Source organism: Prosthecobacter debontii, from assembly GCF_900167535.1.
GTDB lineage: Bacteria > Verrucomicrobiota > Verrucomicrobiia > Verrucomicrobiales > Verrucomicrobiaceae > Prosthecobacter > Prosthecobacter debontii.
Map to the genome: position 1 here is coordinate 39782 of NZ_FUYE01000024.1, position 22469 is coordinate 62250.

Here is a 22469-nt window from a genome sequence, read left to right on the forward strand (position 1 = left end):
AGAAATGAGAGCTGAGAGAGAAGGAAGAAAGAGGGAGGCGGGAGATCACTCTTCAGGCGTTAGGCGCGAAGAAGCTGCGGCCGAGGCGGAAGCAGGCGGCGAGTCTGAACTCTGGACGCCTTCGTGTCTGTGGCAAGAACAGGTTCCTTTTGTAATGGAACCTCGCGGCGGCACCGGGTCATGCCCTTGGCCACCCCAGGGATTACAGCGGAGGATGCGCCAAGTGCCCATGGCACTGCCTTTGAAAAAGCCGTGAGTTTCCACAGCCTGAAGAAAATACTCCGAGCATGTCGGAGTGAATCGGCAGCCTGAACCAGGACCACCGAGGGCATGAATGACGGGAGAAATGACGCGCTGATAACCACGGATGAGGATGCGGACGAGCCATTTCATGGAGCGGACGGCGCAGGTTTCAACAAAAGACCCTGACGCTTTGCCAGACGGAGCCAATCTTGCTCCATGTCCGCAAATGCCGCATCAGCGGCACGCCAACGGGCAATCGTCACGAACTTCCATCCCGGAGCGATCTTCGCCCGATGCGCCCGGATGATCTCACGGAGTTGCCTGCGGACGCGGTTTCGGACGACAGCCTTCCCGACCTTCCGGCTTGTTACCAAGCCAAACTGAAAATCAGAGACTGTGGGGTCTTGCAGCACCGCCAGGACAAAAAAGCGGCCCGCCTGACTGCTCCCCCGCTCCTTGATCCTCGCGAAATCACGGGATTCCTTCAGATGAAGGCGGGAGGGAAGACGCATGGGGCGGGCCTAGCCTGCATTAGGCGTGCTGCTGCACGTGGCGCTTGTAGTGGACTTCAACGCCAACGGGCATGAGGCGCTTGCGACCACGAGCGCGGCGGCGACGAAGGATGTCGCGGCCATTTTCAGTCTTCATGCGGGCACGGAAGCCGAACTGGCGTTTCCGGGTGCGCTTGGATGCTTGATAAGTCCTCTTGGGCATATTCGTAGGGGTGCTAAAACGTCTTTTTCCTTTCGCAGCAGGCCTGGCACATCGTCAAAAACAGCCCAGCCCCAGCAACAGGGGGCGCGATTCTACGCAGACTCTTGGGCTTGTCAAATACGTGCTGAAAGCGAGTGCAATGTTCCTCAGCGGACTTTGATCAGTTCCACGTCAAAGATAAGGGCCTCGTTCGGGCCGATGTCGCGTCCAGCACCACGGGGACCGTAGGCCAGCTTGGAGGGGAGATACAGACGATGCTTGCTGCCTTCCTTCATGAGCTGCACACCTTCGGTCCAGCCTGCAATGACGCGGTTCAGAGGAAACTCGATGGGTTCGCCACGCTTGTAGGAGCTGTCGAAGACTTTGCCATCGATCAGAGTGCCTTCGTAGTGAACCAGCACGGTGTCGGTGGCTTTCGGGCTTTTCCCCGTACCTTCGGTGATCACTTTATATTGCAGACCGCTGGCGGTCACGATCACGCCTTCTTTCTTGGCGTTATCTTCCAGAAACTTTTCTCCTTTAGCGAGAGCGATGTCAGACATGGTGGTCAGTTGGATTGAGGTTGGATTAAAAAGGGAGGTGAGTTTAGCTCCCAAACCACGTCACGCAACCCTGCCCTCCTCACAAACCGAACGCCTCGGGCAACAACTCCGCCATCGTCTTCGTCACAGGTTGGCCATTGTGTAAATAAGTGACCGGCGTCTGCCCGTCAGGAAGGGAAAACTCGGCAATCACCTGTCGGCAGGCACCACAGGGGGGAAACTCATGGCCTAGGCACACCACACTTAATTGAGCGATCTTCATCCCCGCGCCTTCTGCCGCGACGGCTTGAAAGATGGTATTTCTCTCCGCACACACCGTCAGGCCGTAGCTGGCGTTTTCCACATTGCATCCCAGGTAAATCCCTCCGTTCACCGTCTCCAACGCACACCCCACGTGGTATTTAGAATAGGGAGCATATGCTTTCTCAGCAGCCGCGTGAGCTTGGGGCAAGAGGTCTGGCATGGGCAGGACTATGACACAAAAAAGCGGAGACCGGTAGCAAGACCTGTCTCCGCGGGATGAATCGAAATCTCAGGGAGAGATCACTCCCCTCCTCCGCTGTTTACAGCGTCTTAAATTTCACTTCTTTCCACTGCACCTTGTAGGGGCCGGTGCCTTTCTTGATGCCGTGCACCTGGAAGCCGATGTAGCCTTCAGGGTCATTGGGTTGAGTGAAGTCAGCCGTTTTCACACCGTTCACAAAACTCTGGTAGTGGTCACCCTGCACCACGATGCGGTAGTGATTCCACTCTCCTTTTTTAAAGGCGGCCTTGGCTTCGTCCGTGCGGACAGCTTCCGTCTGAGTCAGGATGCTCCACCAGGTGCCGCGGCGAGCCTCATCGTAGAAGTCACCAGCCGTGCCGTTGATGGCGATCTCGCACTGAGGACCAAAGAGGCGGCCATCAGGAAGAGGCTTGCCGTTCTTACTTCCTTCGGGAGCAGGATCCCCTTCTTTCGCCAAGTGGCTGCGCACCTGGACACCGGAGTTCAGTTCATCATCCACCTTCACTTCAAATTGCAGTTCGAAATCTTTGAAGGGGCCTTTCGCCAGGAACGTATTGCCACTGCCTTCCACCGTGGTGCCGGTGAGAATGCCGTCTTTCACTTCATAAGTCGCCTGACCACTCACCACCTGGGCATCACCCAAGCCGTCTTTGAACCAATGCTGCCAGCCATCTTCGGCGTGCACGGAGAGGGAGAAAGTGGCCAGGAGGGAAAAAAGGATTGTCTTTTTCATGGGCGAAAAACAACGCCCGCCGAGCCGAAATCCATCTCCAAAGTGCCAAAAACACCATTTATTTAACTTATCTTAATAAAAAACGCGGATTTTAATGGGGTTAAAACCCAAAAATAACCCAGTTCCAACTTGAACAATCAAGTTGGATCGGTTTTAATGGCATTATATCCGGGTTTTTATCCCATGGCTCGTCCTTCAAACAGCTTCGATTCGGTCTCGATGACCATCGCAGTCACTCCCCAGATCAAAATGTATCTGGAGGATCTGACCCTCGATGGCACATACGGGAGCAGTCCAGCTGAGGCCGCGAGGCTCCTGATCAGCCAGGCGATAGAATCGAAGATCAAAGATGGGCTTCTGACTCGGAGGAAGTTCATGATTCAAGATGGCGATGTCGTGGCTCTGCCCCTTCCCGCCTAACCTCATTCCACACCCATGACGACGCAACACGATCTTCAGTCCTCCGAAACGCAGATGTTCACCACGCTGATGAGCCTGGAAATGACCGACCGCGATCGCAGTCCACGCGGTGGGTGGAAATCCGACACCCGGCTGGAAGTGCTGGCCCACGAAATCGTCCGCTACATGCCCGAACTCGCTCAGTTGCTGGTGCAGGATGGGAAGCGCAAACTGGCCGCCTGATCCTTACCGCCCTTCGTTTTCCCCATCCTCCCCCGGACATGAGGCCAACGTCATTGACGTTGGCCTTGTCATTTCCAGACACGGCGTGCATGTGTTCGGGGGGGATCGTTGATCGCTTCGACTTTCGATCCCCGCACACCGGAACCTCGCCTCTCATTTATCCATGGCCCTTCCCCTTTCCCACCTGACGCTGCCACTCTTGGCCGCTGCCGTTTGCCTTTCTTCATGTGCCACGGTCAAGCGCCTCACGCCGGATCTCCCCAAGATCCCGATGCCGTCTCTGCCCAAGTTCTCCACCTTGAAAAAAGTGACCCGTATTCTTCCGGGCATGCCTGATCACGACAAGGTGAACGATGAAGACCCGCAAATGCCCTTCAATGCCCGAGGCACCCTGGGCTATGGCCACTCCCTGCGTGTGCATGTGTATGAAGGCACACGCTCCACCAAACGCGTCTATAATGGCGTGGTCATGGTGGATGCCAAAGGCGTGGTCGATTTTGGCGATAAAATCGGCCGCACCCAGATCGGCGGTGCGCAGCTACCCAAAGCCGTGGAAGCCATCGCCGCAACCTTCCGGGTGGGCCTTCGCCTGAATCGCCCGCTGACCGTTCACATTCTTTCGGTGGAGGATGTGCCGGTGGTCTCCATCACCGGGGATGTGATCAAGGATGAATTCATCCCAGCCTGGGATGGCATGACCATTCAGCAGGCCGTCACCGTCGCCGGGGGCCGTAAGCTGGGCTCCACCAACCGTGGGGTTTACGTCATCCGGGAAGGAAATCGCCGCTTTTACTCCAGCCTCGAGGCAGCCACGGAGAAGACCGAACCCGAACCTGGAGACATCATTCACCTTTCCCCCGATTTTTAATTTCATGATCGAGCAAATCGGCGGCAACCCAGCCGCAAATCAAATCCCCATTGGCAATCTCTTCAAGAGCATCTCGATCCTTCGCATCGGCGCCGGAGTTCTGCTGCTCAGCCGCCACGGCTGGGTAGCCGCGCATGAAGCCTATGAGTTTCTCTGGGAGGAAAAGACCTGGAATTGGGTCAAAGCCTTCTCAGATGCAGGCCTGCCCATGCCCACGCTCCTAGCCCCTGCCGTGGCGATTACCATTGCGGCCGTCGCTGTGAGCTGGTGCCTAGGCTTCCTTACCCGCCTCTTTTCCGTCATCATGATGCCTGTGTTGATCGGCGTCATCATCAAAGGCACCTCAGCCGAGACAGAGATCGCCTGGCTTTATCTGCTCATTGCCTTCACGCTGCTCCTCTTCGGCTCAGGTGCCGTCTCCATCGACAAACTCTTCCGCCTGGGAGAGAACTGGGGACACTCTAAACCCAAGAAACGCTGGTAAAATCCCGGCCACTCCCGCATGCCGCCCTCCCCCTCCACCGCTCCAATCACCGAGCGAGTGCTCGCCATCGACCCCGCCCTGCGCAACACAGGCTGGGCGGTGCTGGAACAAACAGGACGCGACATCAAGCCACTCGCCTACGGGGTGATCTCGAATGCTCCCAAGCTGCTCCACTCTGGCTGCCTGGTGGCCATCCGAGAGCAACTCCAGGACGCCATTCGCCAGTATGCTCCGACGGTGTGTGCGATCGAGACCACCATTTATGTGCAGAGTTACAAGACCGCCATCGTGCTCGGCACCGCTCGCGCGGCCTGCCTCATCGCAGCCGCTGAGCACGGCATACCCATTTATGAGTATGCCCCGAAGGAGGTGAAACAGGCGGCCGTCGGCCGTGGGGCCGCGCAGAAAGATCAGGTGGCCTTCATGATCCGCAGCATGCTCCGGCTGCGTGAGACACCACCCGCCGATGCAGCGGATGCCTTAGCTGTAGGCATCGCCCACTTTCAGAACGCCAACGCAGGGGCCGCGCTCGCCCGCGAAGCCCGCCGGGTATAAACCGCGCTTACCCAGCACTTCTCCTGGTTTTAGTGAGCCTGACATTTTGACGGCCACGGAACTCCATCATTTTAAATCTGATCTTGCGGGAAAGAGGGGAGGCTCCATACTTCGCCTCTCCCGTGATGTCTCAGAAAGTTAAAGTCGCTGTCCTTGGAGCAAGTGGTTATTCCGGAATAGAACTGCTCCGGTTGTTACTGCGCCATCCTCATGCCGAACTCGTGGCCGTGACCTCGCGCACACTCGCTGGCAAAACCTTATCTGCGGAGTTTCCACGGTTTCGTAAAGTAGGCATCGCCGATCGCCTGACCTTTAGCAATCCTGATGCGGCCGCGCTGAAAGAAGCCGGCGCTGAAATCGCCTTTCTCGCCCTGCCCCATGGTGTGTCCGTGGAATACGCCAAGCCTCTGCTGGAGCTCGGCATCAAAGTCATCGACCTGAGTGCGGACTTCCGTCTGCGCAGTGCCGAGGTTTACAAGGAATTTTATGCGCATGAGCATCCCGCACCGGAATTGCTGAGCGAGGCCGTCTATGCCCTGCCAGAAATCCGGGCGGATGAAATCCAGAAAGCACGTCTCATCGCCTGCCCTGGCTGTTATCCCACCAGCATTTTACTGCCTCTCATTCCTCTTCTGAAGGCTGGCCTGTTGAGCGCAGACCCACTCGCTGTGTCCAGCATGAGCGGTGCTAGTGGTGCTGGCCGGAATGCCAACGTGTCCCTGCTTTTCTGCGAAGTGCAAAATAGCCTGCGCAGCTACAGCGTGCCTCAGCATCGTCACCTGAGCGAAATCGGGCAGGAGCTAGCCATCGCCGCAGGTCGTGAAGTGAAGCTGTCGTTTGTGCCCCATCTGGTGCCCGTGTATGCAGGCATCTGCACCACCACCTTTGCCTCCCTGGCCCCTGGCGTGACGCTGGAGCAGGTGGAGGCTGCTTTACAGCAAGCTTATGCCGACCAGCCCTTCGTGCGTCTGCTCGGCCGCAATCAATCCCCGGACACCAAGCATGTCATGGGCACGAATTTCATCGATATCGGTTGGGCGTTGGATCAGCGTGCAGGCCGTCTCATCCTCATGAGTGCTGAAGATAACATCGGCAAAGGCGCCTCAAGCCAGGCGATCCAGAATTTCAACCTTGTCTGCGGCTTTGATCCTGCTGCCGGGCTCCAGAGCGTATGATTGCTGACCTTGATCCATCTCGCGAACCCCGCGTTTCCTTTAAAGTCATCGAAGGCGGCGTCACCGCAGCCCACGGTTATCGTGCCGGGGCCATCTCCTGCGGCATCAAAAACCCTGACGTGAAACGTCTGGATTTGATGCTGATCGTCTCTGACACCCCCACCGTCACCGACGCTGTTTTCACCACGAATAAAGTGCGTGCCGCCTGCGTGCGTGTCTCCCAGCAGCACATCCGCGATGGCGACATCCGCGCCATCATCGCCAACAGTGGTAACGCCAACGCCTGCACCGGCCCGCAGGGCATCCAGGATGCCAAAGCCATGTGCAAAGCCACTGCGGAGGCCCTGGGCATCCGCATGCGTCAGGTGCAGGTCTGCTCCACCGGCATCATCGGCATGACCATGCCCATTCAGCGCATCACCCCACGCGTGGGTGAACTGGCAGCCGCCCTTTCCGAAACCGGCTCAGAAGACGCCTCCCGCGCCATCATGACCAGCGATACGAAGCCAAAGAGCTACGCCATCGAAGTCCCTTGCGGTGAAGGCAGCTTCCGCATCGGTGGCATCGCCAAAGGTGCCGGCATGATCTGCCCGAACATGGCCACCATGCTATGCTTCATCACCACCGACGCGAAGATCGCTCAGGATGAACTGAAGCGCGCCGTGCGCTGCGCCGTGGATCAATCGTTCAACTGCATCACCATCGATGGTGATACGAGCACGAATGACACCGTCATCGTGATGAGCAATGGCCAGGCGGATGCGCCTGAGATCAAGAAAGGCAGCGAAGAAGCGCAGACCTTCCGTCGCGCCCTGCACAAGGTCATGCTCGAGCTGGCCAAAATGATCGTCAGCGATGGCGAGCGCGTCACCAAGTTCGTCGAAATCCGCGTGCGCAATGCCCGCACTCAAGCTGATGCCAAAAAGGCCGCTGAAGCCGTGGCCAAGTCCATGCTGGTGAAATGCTCCTGGCACGGTAGTGACCCCAACTGGGGTCGTGTGATCCATGCGGTCGGCTACTCTGGAGCCCGCTTGCGGGAGGAACTCATCGACATTTACTTCGGCGGATTGATTGCCTGCAAAGGCGGACTGACCACCAATACCCCCATGACTGAGCTAGAGAAGGTGGTGAAAGAGCCCCGCTTCTCCGTCACCATCGACCTCAATCAAGGCAGCGCCAATCACACGGTCTACACCAGTGACCTGTCTGAGGAGTATGTGGACTTCAACGCCAGCGAATACTCCGCCGCCGTGCACGCCCGCCGTCAGAAGGGACTGGCGTGAAAGTGACTTCGTAGTGGTTTTTACTTGGAGAGGCGTCATCTCGATGGCACCTCGGGCCATGGACAGTGCTTGCCGACATGGGAAGCGTTGGAACTATGTGACCCAGCCCCATGCGTGACAATCCTTTGCGCTTGGCAGGGCCATGATGATTATCTAAACCATGCCATCTCATCCGATGCCTGTCCTTTCACACCGTGCTTTTTACTCGGCCATCGGCGTGCCGATGCTGATCCTTGCGGTGGGCTGGGCCTGGCTTTGGTCGCTGCGTTTTGTGAATGAGTTGGAGCCGCAGGGCTTGAAGTTGGAGTGGCGCTATGGCGGCTCCGGCTCGGTGCCATCCCTGGCGGTTTGGTTGAAGGAGCCAGGTGGTTCCCGGCGGATCGAGCCGATCCTCCTGGGAGGGTTGAGTCATCCGCGAGTTCGGTTTGAAGACCGTAATGGCGATGGCCAAAAGGACATCGTTTTCAGCAATGATGCCGACCCGGAAGGTCAGACTGTGCTCTTCTTTCCAGCTACCGAAACGGAAATCGCGAGACTGATCCCGATGCAGGTGGCCAGGCCTTGAGAAGGAGCGCGGACTTCAGTCCGCAGCAGGTCGATTGCTCGTGATGTCTTGAGCTTTTCCCTGAGAGCAATTCTCAACGGCGTTCTGAGCAAACCCCACAGGACCCATGAGATGCCTAACTAAGTTAAGTTAGGCCAGTCTCTTCCACGCTGAGTTCATCACTTACGGCGTGCTGCGATTTCGCGGTCACGTTTGATCTTCTCATACCCCACCTTGATGAATTCGATGTCGCGGGCATGAGCGCGGCAGTCTTCCATCGTGATGAAATCATAACTCAGCAGGTGCAGGAGGCTATCATCAATGGTGTGCATGCCATCCCGCCCGCCGATTTGGATCAAGCTGGCAAGCTGCTGCAGACGTTGATCTCGAATGCAACTGGAGATGGCAGAGTTCATCAGCATTACCTCTGTCGCCATCACGCGTCCTTCACCATCTGGGCGGCGGATCAGGTGCTGGCTGATGATTCCCCGAAGGCAGTGGCTGAGCTGAGAAGCCACGTAGTCCTGTTGCTCCTTGGGGAAACTATCGAGGATACGCGTAATCGTGCTCGGCACATCCATGGTATGCAGGGTGCTGATGACGAGGTGGCCGGTCTCTGCGGCGGTCAATGCCGTGCGGATCGTCTCCAGATCTCGCAACTCACTCACGGTGATCACGTTCACATCCTGACGCAGAGCGCTCTTCATCGCACGGGCGAACTCATGAGTATCAAACCCCACCTGCCGCTGGCGGATGAGGCTCTGACCATGCTTAAATACAAACTCGATCGGATCTTCAATCGTCACGATATTGCAGGAGCGCTCACGTGCGATGGTCTGAGTCATGCTGCACAAGGTGGTGGTTTTACCACTGTTGCTGACGCCAGTGACGAGGATCAAGCCGTCCTTGAATTGGCACATGCCCTGCACATTCGGGCCATGGCCTAGATGGGGCAGTTCTGGGATGCTATCGGGGATGTAACGGAAGTTCCCTTCGATCTTGCCCATGGCAAAACAGGCATTGCCACGAAAGCGCCCGAGATTTTCCACCTCGATGGCGAAGTCCAGCTCCCACTCTTCTTCCAACTTCGCACGCTGGGTATCCTTCAAACTGCCCAGCATCAGTTCACGAACATCCAAGGCATCGAAGATTTCATCCGTCACAGGAGTCATTCGCCCGTGCAGACGCATGGTCGGAGGAGCCCCTGGAGAAAGATGGAGATCGGATGCACCGGCCTGCATGGCCATGGCAAGGTATTCAATGAGATCGTATTGACGCATGGGATAACTAAAAATTCTTCAACAATGCAAACAGCCGGGTTTCTTTTGTCCAGCCTTCGTTCAGCAGCGGAACGGCCTAGGTGATGCCGCGTGCGGCGCGTTTGAACTCCGTTTCGTTGCCGCTAGCCAGGATGGCTTCAGCCTCGGTGATCAGTCCCGCTTCATAAGCGAGCACAATGTTTGTCAGGAAGGTGATACAGTTCGGATCATTACCGCGCTGCATGTAATTGCGGATGTGATCCGTCTCATGTCGGGCGATCCAGGGACGCACCGCCCCTCCGTTTTCCAAATGCTCCACCAGGAGATGCACACCCCCATCCATACGGGGAATAAGTTTCTGACAGAGCGCACCAATGAGCTGCTGAGACAACAGATGCAAACCCAGCCCCGCCTGATCTGGCGGGAAAAGATGCGCGATACGATCGATCGCATCCACGACGCTGTCACTGTGCACCGAGGCCAACACAAGATGCCCGGTTTCACTGGCCTGGAGTGTGATCAACGCGGTCTCCAGATCGCGAATTTCCCCCACCATGATCACATCCGGTGCCTGCCGCATCGCTCCACGAACGCCACGGGCATAGCTGAGGGTATCTCGCCCCACATCCCGCTGGGTGAACATGGAGACTTTATTCGTGTAGATGAACTCCACCGGATCTTCGATGGTCACGATGTGACGCGCCATGTTCTCATTCATCCACTGGAGCAGACCTGCCATCGTCGTGCTCTTGCCCATGCCTGTTGGTCCCGTGATCAGGATCAGACCTCGCGTGCGTTGAGCCCATTTCGTCAGCAGCCAATCAGGCACCCCCAAAGTGGATAACACGGGCAGGTCGGTGCGGATACGACGCATCACCGCTCCCAGCCTGCCCAGAGCCTTATGCAAATTCACGCGATAACGTGTGCGACTGGCGGAAACGAGGCCCGAATCGCGATCCGTTTCGCCATCTGGACTCACACCACAAGCCAGCCAGAGCCCCGCCAATTGCGTCAACTCCAGAGGCTCCTCACCGACCAGCATGATCTGCTCTCGGATCTTCATGCGGGGAATCTCCCCTTCCATCAAAAACACGTCACTGGCCTGATGTTCATCTGCGGATTGGAGAATATCGTCTAAGGAGAGCGGCATAGAGATTATTCATAAAATCAGTATCTGGTGATTTGTCGAGGCAGATGTTCCGTCACATCGGCAACTTTCTGCGAAAACCTCCGGTAAAAGCCACCCTCCAAAAGGGTGAACAAAAAGACACTTGCCAAAAATCTGTCCTTTGAGTTAGATACCAACTGGTTTGTATGTCACAAAAACCCAAACACACCCGTAATCCCGCTGAAACTCGGCAAAAGCTGCTTGGGGCGACCTTGCACCTGATGCTCCGCCAGGGATATGCCGCCACGACCGTGGATCAAATTTGCGCTGAGGCCGCGCTTACCAAAGGCAGCTTTTTTCACTACTTTGAAAGCAAAGAGGCCATCGCCAAAGCCGCTGTCGATGCCTTCGCGCAGATGGGGACGGATATGTATTCCCCCGCCTGGCAGGACGCGAGCCAGGATCCTCTGGAGCAACTTCACCACCTGCTGGACATCATGATCACGTTCAACCAGCGGCCGGATCAACCCTGCGTCTGCATGGTCGGCATGATGTCCCAGGAGCTCGCCGCGGTGAATGACGACATGCGCACGGCTTGCCAGGGGCATCTGCAAGATTGGGCGGACCGGGTGACTCTGATGCTGACGGCGGCCAAGAAGATCCATCGGGTGAAGGTGGATTTCGATCCCGATCAGGTCGCTTGGTTTCTCAATAGCCTCTGGCAGGGCTCCATGCTTATCGGGAAGACCCGCAGCTCTCCCGAGATGATCATCGCCAACATCGAACTCGCTCGCGGCTACGTCATGAGCCTCTTCGAAAACCCGCCACGTTCAGCGATGGCGAAGACCCTCGCGAAAAAAAAATCAAAACCTGTGTCCTCGCTGTCCTGAGCCCACTCGCTGGTTCGTCATCTCTTTGAACACGCGCCTCAAAACCGCTGGTCCCTCACCCTCGATTCGCCGTATGAACACCCCACCTCCAGTTCCACATCCAGGTCATCTCCTCCTCTTCCGCACCACCGGATGGCAGCAGAATCTCTCTCCCGATGAAATGCAGCAGATCATGACCAAAACCATGGCGTGGTTTGAGCGCTTGAGTGAGCAAGGTAAGTTCAAAGCCGGGCAGCCTCTCTTTGAAGAAGGTAAGATCATCTCCGGGAAAAAGGGCAGCCAGGTGGCTGATGGGCCATTTGCCGAGTCGAAGGAAACCATCGCCGGGTATCTCTGGCTGGCAGTGGATACGCTGGATGAAGCCGTCCGCATCGCTCAAGAGTGGCCGATGCTGGAGTGCGGCTGCACCCTGGAAGTGCGCCCTGTGGCCCCCGAGTGCCCGAGCTTCAAACGCATCCGGGAAGAGCAGAATCAAAACGCCCTCGCCGCCTAACTTAGGATGAGAAAACCACCGCCAGCCTCACCCACGGACGGCTCTCAGGTGCATCACCTGACCGAGCACCTCTTCCGCCATGAAGCGGGGCGGTTGGTTTCCATCCTCACCGGCATCTTTGGCATCCATCGTCTCCAACTGGCGGAGGATGTCGTGCAGGAGGCCTTGGCACGTGCCTTACAGACTTGGCCGTTTTATGGCATCCCTGCCAATCCCGCCGCCTGGCTGATGCAGACCGCTCGCCATCTCGCCTTGGACATCATCCGCAGGGAGAGCAGCTTCATCGAGAAACAACCGCGCATCATCGAGTTCATCGAACAACGGATGGCGGAAGACACTTCAACGAGTGAGCCGCGCTTCGATGAAGAGATCAAGGATGATCGACTGAGGCTGATGTTCGCCTGCTGCCACCCGGTGCTTCCCCAAGAAGCCCAGACGGCTCTAGCTCTCAAAGTTCTTTGCGGTTTCAGCCCTCTGGAGATCGCTCATGCCTTCCTGACCAGCGAGGCGGCGGTGGCCAAACGACTCACCCGAGCTCGTCAGCGGCTACAGGAGGAGAATGTGGTCTTCGAGATTCCTTCAGGGGTCGAACTCCCCTCCAGGCTCGATGCGGTGCTCCAGATCATTTACCTGCTTTTTAACGAAGGCTACAAGGCCTCCAGTGGTGATTGCCTGATCCGCGAGGAACTCTGCACGGAGGCCATCCGCCTAGCTACCCTGCTGGCCGAACATCCCGCCGGAAATCAACCCCGCACCCATGCCCTGCTCGCCCTGATGCTGCTCAATGGTGCACGTCTGGCCGCCAGACTGGATGAGGCGGGTCAAATTTTACGCCTGAATGAACAGGACCGCCGACGCTGGGACGCCGAAATGATCCAGCGGGGTGTTTTACATCTCGGCCACTCCGCGCGTGGAGATCAGGCCAGCGAATATCACCTCCAGGCGGCCATTGCCGCGTGCCATTCGTTGGCTCCCGATGCCGCTTCCACCGACTGGCCACGCATCCTGCGGCTCTATGATCATCTGCTTCAGCTCAATAACTCTCCGGTCATCGCTTTAAACCGAGCCGTGGCCCTGGCCCGGGTCAACGGTCCCGAACAAGGCATCGCCGCAGTCGAGTCCATTCTCGATCGCCAACCGCTCGACTCGTATCATCTCTTCCACGCCGTGCTGGGTGAGCTGGAGGCACAGAGGCAGGAGTTTCAATCCGCCGTCACTCATTTACGCCAAGCGCTGCAACTCGCGCAGATGGCGTCCGAGCGAATGCTCTTGAGCCAGCGCATTCGCGACATGGAAGAGCAGCTCACTTGACCCACCTCCGCTCATTCAGATCTCCCCACCACTCCCTTCACCTCCATCCTCATCCCACTCCTATGTTCAAGAAAATCCTCATCGTTCTGGCTCTCGCCATCATCGCTCTCGTCGTCGTCATCCAGCGCCAGCCGGATGAATTCACCGTGACCCGCTCGACCGTCATGGACGCCTCTCCCCAAGCTGTTTATGAACAGGTCAATGATCTCCATCAATGGCAGGACTGGTCTCCCTGGGCCAAGCTCGATCCGCAAGCGACCGCCACCTTCACAGGCCCTGCCACGGGTGAAGGCTCCTCCTTCGCCTGGTCAGGCAACAACGAGGTCGGCGAAGGCAAACAAACGATTGTGGAAAGTCGGCCCGGTGAACTCGTGCGGTTCAAACTGGAGTTCATCCGCCCTTTTGCAGGAACCAATGACGTGGACTTCACCTTCAAGCCCGAAGGCACCGGCACGCGTGTGACCTGGACCATGTCCGGCAAGGCCAACTTCATCAGCAAGACCATGGGCCTTGTCATGGATTGCGACAAGATGTGCGGCGACTTCTTTGTGCAGGGTTTAGCCAATCTCAAAGCCATCGTCGAGACCGCCCCCAAAGCCTGATCACACGCGGCCGACGTGTGAGGTTCGATTTCTTTGCTCATTCATTATCCCCCTCCCTTTCACGACTTAACCTCCATCCACCTATGAACGCACCCCTCATTCAGCCTTACCTCTTTTTCAGCGGTCGCTGTGAAGAAGCCCTGGAATTTTACACCCATGCCATCGGCGCAAAGATCGACATGGTGATGCATTTCAAAGATGCCCCTGAGCCACCTCCCCCCGACATGCTCGCCCCAGGCTTTGAAAGCAAGGTCATGCACGCCTCTTTCCAGGTGGGCGACTCCATCATCATGGCCTCCGACGGTTGCGGTGAAACGGAAAACTTCAGCGGGTTTTCCCTTTCCCTGGCGGTGGCGACGGAAGAGGAGGCAGATGCCAAATTCAATGCCTTGGCCGAAGGAGGCCAAGTGACCATGCCTTTGGGCAAAACCTTCTGGTCACCTCGGTTTGGCATGCTGAAAGACAAGTTTGGCATCGGCTGGATGGTGAATGTCGTCCAGGAATGTGGTGGCGCTCCGACCGCGTAATCCCAACGCTTTCCCCGAACTACCGAAGCTGCTCGGCATGATCAGACTCCTCGGTCATGCCGACCTGCCCATAGGGACTTCCCCCAGGGCCCTGCGAAAAAGGGCAATACTGAAACTCTCGAAACCGCCACTTGGCGATTCGGCACTCTGCCCCTTTATTATCGGTGTCACTGTCACGGACTCGCCATTATCCCGCTGAGCTTCATCGCTCCGTGGGTTCATCTCACGTCCCACTTCGCATGTCTGTCCTCACCTCCGATCTCACTGCTGGCTCGGCCACGGAAATCGTCACCTCGCGCTTCCTCAATCATCCGCGCGACTTGGTGTATGAGGCCTTTCATCATCCCGATCACCTCATGCACTGGTGGGGGCCGACGGGGTTCACGAATACCTTTCACGAGTTTGACCCCGTGCCCGGTGGAGCCTGGCGCTTCACCATGCATTCACCGGCAGGCGTGGATTATTTCAATGCCTCGGACTTCGTCGAGCTGGCCAGGCCGGAGCGCATCGTCTTCGTGCATCTCCAGCCCGTGCACTTTTTTCAGATGACCCTGCTCTTCACGGAAGAAGGCACCGGCACACGCGTCACTTGGCGGATGTGCTTTGAAGATGAGCAGGAGGTCGTCAAACTGGGGAAATTCATCCACGCGGCTAACGAGCAGAACATGGACCGCCTCCAAAGACACCTCCAGAGCATGCCCTCCATGCCAGAGACGTTCCGCACCTTCATGATCAGCCGGAATCTGAAAGCCTCGCGCCAGCGGGTTTTCGAAGCCTGGACGAATGCCAGCCAGCTCAGTCAATGGTGGGGACCTCATGCCTACACCAATCCTGAATGCCGACTCGACTTCCGCCCTGGTGGAGCCTGGAACATCGTCATGCAGAGCCCCGATGAGGTGCGCTTTCCGATCTCAGGCCGCTTCCAAGAAATCATCCTGGGAGAGAAAATCGTCACCACCCTGGACTGCTCCGCACATCCGCCCGAATGGCAGGACATGATCAAGCCTAACCGATCCGAGGATGAAACGAACCCGGCAGGGGAAATCCGCCAGACGGTCATCTTCACAGGGAATGAGCAACGTACCACCCTCACGGTCAGACTCACCTTTGAAAGCGTGGAGATCTACCATGCCTTCATTCGGACCGGCATTCATGACGGGTGGAACGAAAGCCTGGAGAGCCTCGCCGGTCTGCTGGAGCGAGGCGACTGATTTTTTTCATAAAAATGATCGGGAGCTGTCCAACGCAGCCCCGCTCGTTCGTCAAGACGATGAAGCCTGGCACATCCTGCCTGCTTCAGATGAGCCCTACTTTACCCACTCACTGTCATGACCAACAAGATGATCTTCCTCAATCTACCGGTGCGCGACCTCGCTCGTTCCATGAGCTTTTTCCGCGCCCTCGGTTATACCTTCAACGAAAAATTCACGGATGATTCGGCAGCGTGCTTGGTCATCAGCGAGACGATCTACGCCATGCTGCTCACGCATGAGAAGTTTCAAGGCTTCATGCCGCAGGGAAACCAGATCGTCGATGCCTTTCAAAGCACGCAGGCCTTGATCGCACTCTCCTGCACCGACCGAGACGAAGTGAATGCCCTCGTGGCCAAGGCCGTCGCCGCCGGTGGCCGCATTTACAATGAACCTCAGGACCACGGCTTCATGTATGGGCATGGCTTCCAGGACCCCGATGGCCATGTCTGGGAAGTCTTTTGGATGGATCCCGCCATGGCACAAGGCTGAAGCCCGCTTGTCTCACGATTCACTTCTAACGCATCTCGCCTTATGAAATACGCCGCTATCACCATCGGAGCCATTCTCGGCCTCCTGTTCATCATGTCAGGAGCCGTCGTGCTCTTGGGATTCGCTTCTGAAATGGAATACCCCAAAAACAGCCCTGCGGAGAAGTTCATGGCGGCTTTTGCGCCCACCGGTTACCTCACCTTTGTGAAGGCCTTGGAAGTGATCGGAGGGCTGCTGGTGGCCATCCCCCGCACACGCAATCTAGGCCTCCTGGTTCTGGGCCCGATCATCGTCAATATCCTGGCCTATCATCTCTTCGTCATGGCTGGAGAGGGCCTCTTCCATCCGTTGATCATCGGCATCTGTGCCGCAGCCCTCTTTTTACTTTGGGTCGAACGCCGCGCCTTCACGGGCTTGATCCATCGTTGATTAAAATCACTTTTTGTTATTCCCTGAAACCCACCCTTAACCAACCACCCTTATGCCAAACTACGTTGACGGATTCGTCCTGCCGGTTCCCAAGGACAAGATTGCAGAATATCAGGCCATCGCCGAAAAGGCCCAGGCGATCTGGAAAGAACATGGAGCTCTGGACTATCGAGAAACCGTTCTCGAAGACCCCGATGCCAAAGACATGGTGAGCTTCCCTGCCCTTGCCGGAGTTCAAGAAGGAGAGACGGTGGTGCTTGCCTTCATCGTTTATGAATCACGTGAGCACCGGGATGCCGTGAATGCCAAGGTCATGGCAGACCCGCGCATCCAAGAGATGTGCCCTGATCCAACCCAGATGCCCTTTGACTGCAAACGCATGGCTTATGGCGGCTTTAAAACCATTGTCGGAGATTGAGTGCTTGAGGTCGTGCAGCATAGGCATGGACGAAACATGCCTGTATCGCTTGCCATGACCTCATCTTTCCCTAGGGTTAGCGGATGAACCCCGCCCCCATGGAAATCCTCGCCACGGTGCTGTTCGCATTCGCGGTCCTTCATACGTTTGCCGTCAAGCGTTTCGCCCATTGGGCTCACAAGTATCCGCAGGGATCGATTCCGGAAAATCTGCTGCATTTCTTGGCCGAAGCCGAGGTCGTCTTTGGTCTCTGGGCAGCGGCTTTGTTTGTCGGGATCATGGCCGTGAAGGGCTCCGTGCATGATGCCGTCGCATACATCGAAAGCCTCAACTACACGGAGCCGAAGTTCGTGCTCGTCGTCATGGTCGTAGCGGCGACCCGCCCCGTGGTGAAACTGGCCGAAGGCCTTATCAGCGCCATCGCCCGACTGATTCCCGCCAAGGAAGCGACGGCGTTTTACATCGCCGCGCTTGTGGTTGGGCCACTGCTGGGTTCGTTCATCACCGAGCCCGCCGCCATGACCCTGCTGGCACTGGTGCTGAAGCGTCGCTACTTTGACCAGAAGATCAGCCGCAAGTTTGCTTACAGCACGCTGGGGCTATTGTTCGTCAATGTGTCCATCGGAGGCACACTCACACATTTCGCAGCTCCCCCCGTGCTCATGGTGGCGGCTAAATGGAATTGGGACACGCCATTCATGATGACCCATTTTGGTTGGCGTGCCGCCTTGAGCTGCTTGCTCTCCACCTTCATCATCACCGCTCTCTTCCGCAAGGAATTGGCCTCCCTGGAAGCCGTGCCCAACCGCAGCGGCTCCGTCCCCGTCTGGCTCACGCTCATTCACATGCTGTTCCTGGCGGCTGTAGTCGCCTTCGCTCATTATCCAGATGTCTTCTTTGGCGTCTTCATGATGTTCCTCGGCGTGGTGACCGCCACCCGTGAGTATCAGGACAACCTGAAGCTCAAGGAGGGCCTTCTGGTGGGCTTCTTCCTGGCAGGCCTAGTCACCTTGGGCTCTCTCCAGGCCTACTGGCTGAAGCCGCTCATCAGCAGCCTCAGCGGTCATGCGCTGTTTTTCGGAGCCACCGGTTTGACGGCTCTGACCGACAACGCCGCTCTGACTTACCTCGGCTCTCTCGTCGATGGTATCAGTCCAGACCTGCAATACGCCCTCGTCGCGGGAGCGGTCACCGGGGGTGGTCTCACCGTGATTGCCAATGCGCCGAATCCTGCCGGAGTCGGCATTTTGCAAACTGCCAAGGCTTTCGGCGATGAAGGCATCAGCCCGATCGGACTTCTGACCGGAGCCCTCTTGCCCACCTTCATATCGATCCTCTTCTTCTGGTTCGTTTAAGCACTCGGCCCAGCATGTTTTGATTTGCGCGTGGGTGGAGTCCCACGCCATTCTTGGGACATGTCTGAAGTTACCGCGATCCGTAAGTTTGCCTGCCCCGGGTGTGGTGGAGAAGCTGTCTGGACACCAGCCAAAAAAGCCCTGGTTTGCCCTTACTGCGGCACAGTTTCTCCTGCCGAGCTGAAGTCTGACGGCTCGCTCATTGAGGAAAACGATCTGGTCACCGCCCTGCGTGCCTTGCCCGAAGATCAGCGCGGCTGGGCGGTCAATCGTAAAACCGTGCGCTGCCAGAGCTGCCAAGCCATCTCCGTCTTCGATGAAAAGCGTGTGGCTCAGCGCTGTGACTTCTGCGGCTCGCCCGCTCTCCTGGATGTCGCCGATATCCAGGCCCCCATCCGCCCGGGCAGTCTGCTGCCTTTCAAGATTTCCGACACCCAGGTGCGGGAAGACATCCGCCTCTGGTATAAGAGCCACTTTTGGGCACGCAGTAATCTCGGAGATAAAGCCCTGACCGATACCCTCCATGGCCTGTATCTGCCTTACTGGACCTTCGACGCGCATGCGGAGTGCCCCTGGGAAGCCGAAGCCGGTTATTACTACTACACACGGGATAGCCAAGGCCGCCAGCAACGCGAAGTGCGCTGGGAATATGCCAGTGGCCATGTGAGTGAAAACTTCGATGACGTGCTCGTGCCCGCCTCCAAAGGCGTGCATCCCGCGCTGCTGTCGAAGCTGGAGCCCTTCCCCACCACCACAGACCTCGTGCCCTATGATCCAGGCTACCTGTCAGGCTGGGTGGTGGAACAGTATCAGATCGACTTGGTGCAGTCCGCTCAAGCCTCCCGTGGACGCATGGATGAACTGCTGCGTCAGGCCTGCTCCCGCCAAGTGCCGGGAGACACCCAGCGCAATCTGCGCATCTCCCCGAGCTACAGCGACCAGACCTTCAAACATGTACTCCTGCCCGTGTGGCTGCTCACCTACACCTATGGAACCAAAAACTACCAAGTGGCCGTCAACGGTGTCACGGGCCGGATCACCGGCGAGTATCCGCTGAGCTGGGTGAAGATCACCATCGCCGTGGTCCTCGCGCTCATCGTGGTATTCCTGTTCATCGCCTACAGCGATTAAGCTTCCCCTCAAGCCAGTGTCACCAGCACGTTCGGGTCCCACTGGGCCCGCAGGTAATGCACCGCAGCGATGATCTCAGATACCGCTTGGTCGATCTCGCTCCTTGTCGTTAGGCGAGACAGCGAAAAACGGACGGTGCTTTCGGCATGTCGCCCCTCATAGCCCATGGCTTCCAACACATGCGACGGATGTAAGGAGGCCGTGTGACAAGCGCTGCTACCCGAGCAGGCGATGCCTTTCTGATCCAGCCGGATGATCAATGCCGCCGCATCCACCCCGGGAAAGTGAATGGAACTGGTGTTGGGCAAACGAGGAGCCCCTACGCCATGGATCTCGAGATCGGGTAAAGCGGCCTCAAGGTGTAGTTCCAGCACGTCTCGCAGGTCTGGAGCAAAGGTCGCGCCTTGGAGCATCTCCGCCGCCTTTCCCATCGCCACCAGACCCGGTACATTCTCGGTGCCGCTGCGCCGTTCACGCTCCTGCCCACCACCGATCAGCAGAGGCTGAAAAGGCGCATGATGACTGATGAACAGCGCGCCGACTCCCTTCGGCGCATGCATTTTATGCCCACTGAGGCTGAGGTAGTCGAGCCCCATCTCGCGGGCTTGAATCGGCCGTTTCCCGGCCATCTGCACCCCATCCGCATGCACCAGTGCCCCCGCTGCATGAGCCAGCTCGACGATCTCCCGCAGGGGCTGCACGACGCCGGTTTCATTGTTGGCCCAGAGGATGGAGACGAGTGCGGTGCGGCCGGGTTCCAGCGCCGTTTCCAGGATGCCCAGGTCTAACAACCCATTCTTCAACACTGGCAGCTTCTTCACCTCTCCCCCCTGCTGTTGCCACCGCTCTGCACAGGCCAGCGTGGCCGCATGTTCGGTCGCGCTGGTGATCAGCAGAGGTCGATCTGGAAACAGGGCCTGAGCGGAGAGGCAGACGCTGTTGATGCTCTCCGTGGCCCCGCTGGTGAAAAGGATCTCCTCGGCCTCCGCGCCGATCAACGCAGCCACCTGCCCGCGTGCCTTTTCCATCGCACGGCGCGCCTGTCGCCCGGCCGCATAACCGGCGGAGGGATTCCCATACTGCTGGGTCAGCCAGGGCAGCATGGCCTCCACCACCGCCGGATCTGTGGGCGTAGTGGCATTGGCGTCCAGGTAAATCATGCCCCTTGCATACACGGTTTTCGCCGCTCGCTCAACCCTTCCTCAATAGGCGTTGTCACGCTTAAAGAAGGTCAGGAACATGATCTGGATATCCAGCCAGAGGCTCCAGTTTTCCAGATACCAGAGGTCACATTTGATGCGTTCGCTCAGGTCGGTATCGCCCCTCAGACCTTTCACTTGAGCCCAGCCGGTCATCCCCGGTTTGGCATGGTGGCGTGCGTTGTAATGTGGGATTTCATGCTTGAAGGCCGCGATCAGTTCCGGCCGCTCCGGCCGTGGTCCCACAAGGCTCATCTGCCCCTTCAACACGTTCCAAAACTGGGGCACTTCATCGATGTTCCACTTGCGCATGAAGGCTCCCACCTTCAGACGCCGAGGGTCATCCTGCACGCACCATTGGGCTCCTTTTCCCGCCTCAGCATCCAGCTTCATGGAGCGGATTTTGATGATCTCAAAGGGCACACCATTCATGCCCCAGCGGCGCTGATGATAAAAGATAGGGCGGCCTGACTCCCACCACACCATGAAGCCAAAAAAGGCAATCAGCGGCGCACTGAGCAGCAGCCCCATCACGGCACCCACGATGTCCAGGCAGCGTTTCAAAAACACATTGAGCGTGCTATCCAGAGGCAGACGATTCACTCCCAGGACGGGTGTCCCGGCGATGGTTTCCAGAGACAAACCCGAGACGAAGATGCGGAAGACGGAGGGCGCCAGCTTGAACTGAATCATCTCGCGCTCACAGATATTGGCCAGCTCCACGAGCTGCTGCCGGGGTAGATCCGCCACCACGATCATGTCCACTTCATGCCGGGCGATGACGCGGTGGATGTCTTCGAGATACCCGACAAAGGGCAGATTGGAGGGAAGCGCCTGCGAATCTCTCCAGCCGGAGGCATCCACCCACCCGATCAGCTCAAAGGCATGCGCCTTGTCCGTGCTTAGCGTGTTCCAGAGACGCTGAGCATCTTCATTCCAGCCGACGAAAAGCGTGCGCTGCTGGAGTGTTTTGAGCCGCGCTGGCTGGTGTAGGAACAGGTTAAAGATGAGCCTCCAACTCAGCAGGAGTAACAAGGCACAAGAGCCATTCAAAGCGACGAACACGCGGGAAATCGGCGGGGTCAGTTTCAGCGCCAGAGTCATGGCCAGGAAGCCGAGGGTCCAGATCAACACCGCCTTCGCCATCTTCGAAGCGATCCAGCGGTTTCGCAGAAGCACGTTGCGGTGGTAGATGCCCTGCCAACCGATGGCCAGCAACAGCGTCAGCGTGCCCAGGGTCATGTGCCCTGTGTATTGCCGCAGCGCCAGATCATCCCAGTTCCCAAAGTCCTTCAGCGAGTGGAAGCGGAGCCAGTAGGCGGCGTAGCCCGCAGCAATTGCCATGACCAAATCCCCCAACACCGAAACCAAGACCCAAAGGTGAGGGCTGGCGGTTCCGCTCGCTTTTAAAGCTCTCCGTTCCTCCAGCTTTTGCAGCAGATTGCCCGTCACCGCACCCGGGGTCCCGATGAGCATGCGATCAGATTTAGAATTGCTTGGGCTGGCCCCTGACATGGTTTGACTATGGTAATTTTAATATACATTCAAATACGAACAATAATCAACCCAAGAGGCATGAATCGTAATTTTGATAATCAGTTTCAATAATGATCTCAAAAACGACATGAGGTAGGGGTGACGCAAGCCATCCCAGGTCATGCAGGACCCGCATGCTGAGACCAACGAGGGAACATTGGATAGACCCGTGGAGTGGGAC

At 57.5% G+C, this 22469-nt stretch carries 29 protein-coding genes; 19 read left to right on the forward strand and 10 right to left on the reverse strand.

What is annotated here, in order from left to right; translation table 11 throughout:
- Window positions 1–45: 45 nt before the first annotated feature.
- The 6 genes from yidD to B5D61_RS23560 all read right to left on the reverse strand — a co-directional run bounded on the left by yidD (window position 46) and on the right by B5D61_RS23560 (window position 2737).
- A complete protein-coding gene (yidD, locus tag B5D61_RS23535) occupies window positions 46–393 on the reverse strand; it encodes a membrane protein insertion efficiency factor YidD (protein WP_078815871.1) in 348 nt (115 codons plus the stop codon).
- Window positions 390–755, reverse strand: a complete 366-nt coding sequence (gene rnpA, locus B5D61_RS23540) for a ribonuclease P protein component (RefSeq protein WP_078815872.1) — start codon at window positions 753–755, stop codon at window positions 390–392. The genes yidD and rnpA overlap by 4 nt, the downstream gene beginning before the upstream one ends.
- A gap of 19 nt (window positions 756–774) precedes the next feature.
- Window positions 775–957, reverse strand: a complete 183-nt coding sequence (gene rpmH / locus B5D61_RS23545; protein ID WP_078815873.1) for a 50S ribosomal protein L34 — start codon at window positions 955–957, stop codon at window positions 775–777.
- 146 nt (window positions 958–1103) lie between these two features.
- The gene (gene bamJ / locus B5D61_RS23550) at window positions 1104–1514 is read right to left on the reverse strand and encodes a BamJ family beta-barrel-assembly machinery protein (protein WP_425440081.1); all 411 of its coding nucleotides are present in this window, start codon (window positions 1512–1514) and stop codon (window positions 1104–1106) included.
- Between the two features lie 64 nt (window positions 1515–1578).
- A complete protein-coding gene (gene cdd / locus B5D61_RS23555) occupies window positions 1579–1962 on the reverse strand; it encodes a cytidine deaminase (protein ID WP_078815875.1) in 384 nt (127 codons plus the stop codon).
- Between the two features lie 100 nt (window positions 1963–2062).
- The gene (locus B5D61_RS23560; RefSeq protein WP_078815876.1) at window positions 2063–2737 is read right to left on the reverse strand and encodes a 3-keto-disaccharide hydrolase; all 675 of its coding nucleotides are present in this window, start codon (window positions 2735–2737) and stop codon (window positions 2063–2065) included.
- Window positions 2738–2920: 183 nt separating this feature from the next.
- On the opposite strand from B5D61_RS23560, the gene B5D61_RS23565 reads away from it, so the two are divergent.
- From B5D61_RS23565 to B5D61_RS23600, 8 genes are all read left to right on the forward strand, one after another.
- A complete protein-coding gene (locus tag B5D61_RS23565) occupies window positions 2921–3157 on the forward strand; it encodes a hypothetical protein (RefSeq protein ID WP_139373463.1) in 237 nt (78 codons plus the stop codon).
- 15 nt (window positions 3158–3172) lie between these two features.
- Complete coding sequence (locus B5D61_RS23570; RefSeq protein ID WP_078815878.1) at window positions 3173–3379, forward strand: hypothetical protein; 207 nt, start codon at window positions 3173–3175, stop codon at window positions 3377–3379.
- Between the two features lie 163 nt (window positions 3380–3542).
- Window positions 3543–4247, forward strand: coding sequence for a polysaccharide biosynthesis/export family protein (locus B5D61_RS23575; RefSeq protein WP_078815879.1), 705 nt, complete (start codon window positions 3543–3545; stop codon window positions 4245–4247).
- Between the two features lie 4 nt (window positions 4248–4251).
- Complete coding sequence (locus tag B5D61_RS23580; RefSeq protein ID WP_078815880.1) at window positions 4252–4731, forward strand: DoxX family protein; 480 nt, start codon at window positions 4252–4254, stop codon at window positions 4729–4731.
- An 18-nt stretch (window positions 4732–4749) separates the two neighbouring features.
- A complete protein-coding gene (ruvC, locus tag B5D61_RS23585; protein ID WP_078815881.1) occupies window positions 4750–5286 on the forward strand; it encodes a crossover junction endodeoxyribonuclease RuvC in 537 nt (178 codons plus the stop codon).
- 125 nt (window positions 5287–5411) lie between these two features.
- Window positions 5412–6461: an N-acetyl-gamma-glutamyl-phosphate reductase gene (argC, locus tag B5D61_RS23590; RefSeq protein ID WP_078815882.1), complete on the forward strand. Its 1050-nt coding sequence runs from the start codon at window positions 5412–5414 to the stop codon at window positions 6459–6461.
- Entirely contained in the window at window positions 6458–7744 is a 1287-nt protein-coding gene (argJ, locus tag B5D61_RS23595) for a bifunctional glutamate N-acetyltransferase/amino-acid acetyltransferase ArgJ (protein WP_078815883.1), read from the forward strand. The genes argC and argJ overlap by 4 nt, the downstream gene beginning before the upstream one ends.
- Window positions 7745–7919: 175 nt before the next feature.
- Complete coding sequence (locus B5D61_RS23600; protein WP_078815884.1) at window positions 7920–8309, forward strand: hypothetical protein; 390 nt, start codon at window positions 7920–7922, stop codon at window positions 8307–8309.
- Between the two features lie 158 nt (window positions 8310–8467).
- Here B5D61_RS23600 and B5D61_RS23605 read toward each other — a convergent pair whose 3' ends face one another.
- On the reverse strand, window positions 8468–9568 hold the full coding sequence (locus tag B5D61_RS23605) for a type IV pilus twitching motility protein PilT (protein WP_078815885.1): 1101 nt from the start codon (window positions 9566–9568) through the stop codon (window positions 8468–8470).
- A gap of 76 nt (window positions 9569–9644) precedes the next feature.
- Window positions 9645–10697, reverse strand: a complete 1053-nt coding sequence (locus tag B5D61_RS23610) for a type IV pilus twitching motility protein PilT (protein ID WP_078815886.1) — start codon at window positions 10695–10697, stop codon at window positions 9645–9647.
- A gap of 164 nt (window positions 10698–10861) precedes the next feature.
- Here B5D61_RS23610 and B5D61_RS23615 point away from each other — a divergent pair, with 164 nt between their 5' ends.
- The 11 genes from B5D61_RS23615 to B5D61_RS23665 all read left to right on the forward strand — a co-directional run bounded on the left by B5D61_RS23615 (window position 10862) and on the right by B5D61_RS23665 (window position 19553).
- On the forward strand, window positions 10862–11545 hold the full coding sequence (locus B5D61_RS23615) for a TetR/AcrR family transcriptional regulator (RefSeq protein WP_078815887.1): 684 nt from the start codon (window positions 10862–10864) through the stop codon (window positions 11543–11545).
- 73 nt (window positions 11546–11618) lie between these two features.
- The gene (locus tag B5D61_RS23620) at window positions 11619–12038 is read left to right on the forward strand and encodes a YciI family protein (RefSeq protein WP_078815888.1); all 420 of its coding nucleotides are present in this window, start codon (window positions 11619–11621) and stop codon (window positions 12036–12038) included.
- Between the two features lie 6 nt (window positions 12039–12044).
- Window positions 12045–13349: an RNA polymerase sigma factor gene (locus tag B5D61_RS23625; RefSeq protein WP_078815889.1), complete on the forward strand. Its 1305-nt coding sequence runs from the start codon at window positions 12045–12047 to the stop codon at window positions 13347–13349.
- A gap of 62 nt (window positions 13350–13411) precedes the next feature.
- The gene (locus B5D61_RS23630; protein ID WP_078815890.1) at window positions 13412–13951 is read left to right on the forward strand and encodes an SRPBCC family protein; all 540 of its coding nucleotides are present in this window, start codon (window positions 13412–13414) and stop codon (window positions 13949–13951) included.
- 83 nt (window positions 13952–14034) lie between these two features.
- A complete protein-coding gene (locus B5D61_RS23635) occupies window positions 14035–14478 on the forward strand; it encodes a VOC family protein (protein ID WP_078815891.1) in 444 nt (147 codons plus the stop codon).
- Window positions 14479–14717: 239 nt separating this feature from the next.
- A complete protein-coding gene (locus tag B5D61_RS27255) occupies window positions 14718–15689 on the forward strand; it encodes an SRPBCC domain-containing protein (protein ID WP_176159638.1) in 972 nt (323 codons plus the stop codon).
- 117 nt (window positions 15690–15806) lie between these two features.
- Window positions 15807–16220, forward strand: a complete 414-nt coding sequence (locus tag B5D61_RS23645; protein WP_078815892.1) for a VOC family protein — start codon at window positions 15807–15809, stop codon at window positions 16218–16220.
- Between the two features lie 42 nt (window positions 16221–16262).
- On the forward strand, window positions 16263–16649 hold the full coding sequence (locus B5D61_RS23650) for a hypothetical protein (protein WP_078815893.1): 387 nt from the start codon (window positions 16263–16265) through the stop codon (window positions 16647–16649).
- Window positions 16650–16701: 52 nt separating this feature from the next.
- Entirely contained in the window at window positions 16702–17067 is a 366-nt protein-coding gene (locus B5D61_RS23655) for a DUF1428 domain-containing protein (protein WP_078815894.1), read from the forward strand.
- A gap of 83 nt (window positions 17068–17150) precedes the next feature.
- The gene (locus B5D61_RS23660; RefSeq protein ID WP_078815895.1) at window positions 17151–18422 is read left to right on the forward strand and encodes a putative Na+/H+ antiporter; all 1272 of its coding nucleotides are present in this window, start codon (window positions 17151–17153) and stop codon (window positions 18420–18422) included.
- A 60-nt stretch (window positions 18423–18482) separates the two neighbouring features.
- Window positions 18483–19553, forward strand: a complete 1071-nt coding sequence (locus B5D61_RS23665; protein WP_078815896.1) for a TFIIB-type zinc ribbon-containing protein — start codon at window positions 18483–18485, stop codon at window positions 19551–19553.
- 8 nt (window positions 19554–19561) lie between these two features.
- Here B5D61_RS23665 and B5D61_RS23670 read toward each other — a convergent pair whose 3' ends face one another.
- Together B5D61_RS23670 and B5D61_RS23675 are read right to left on the reverse strand one after the other, a co-directional pair.
- Window positions 19562–20713 (reverse strand): cysteine desulfurase family protein, encoded by a 1152-nt coding sequence (locus B5D61_RS23670; protein ID WP_078815897.1) that lies wholly within the window; start codon window positions 20711–20713, stop codon window positions 19562–19564.
- Window positions 20714–20755: 42 nt separating this feature from the next.
- On the reverse strand, window positions 20756–22228 hold the full coding sequence (locus tag B5D61_RS23675; RefSeq protein ID WP_176159639.1) for an exopolysaccharide biosynthesis polyprenyl glycosylphosphotransferase: 1473 nt from the start codon (window positions 22226–22228) through the stop codon (window positions 20756–20758).
- Between the last annotated feature and the right edge of the window lie 241 nt (window positions 22229–22469).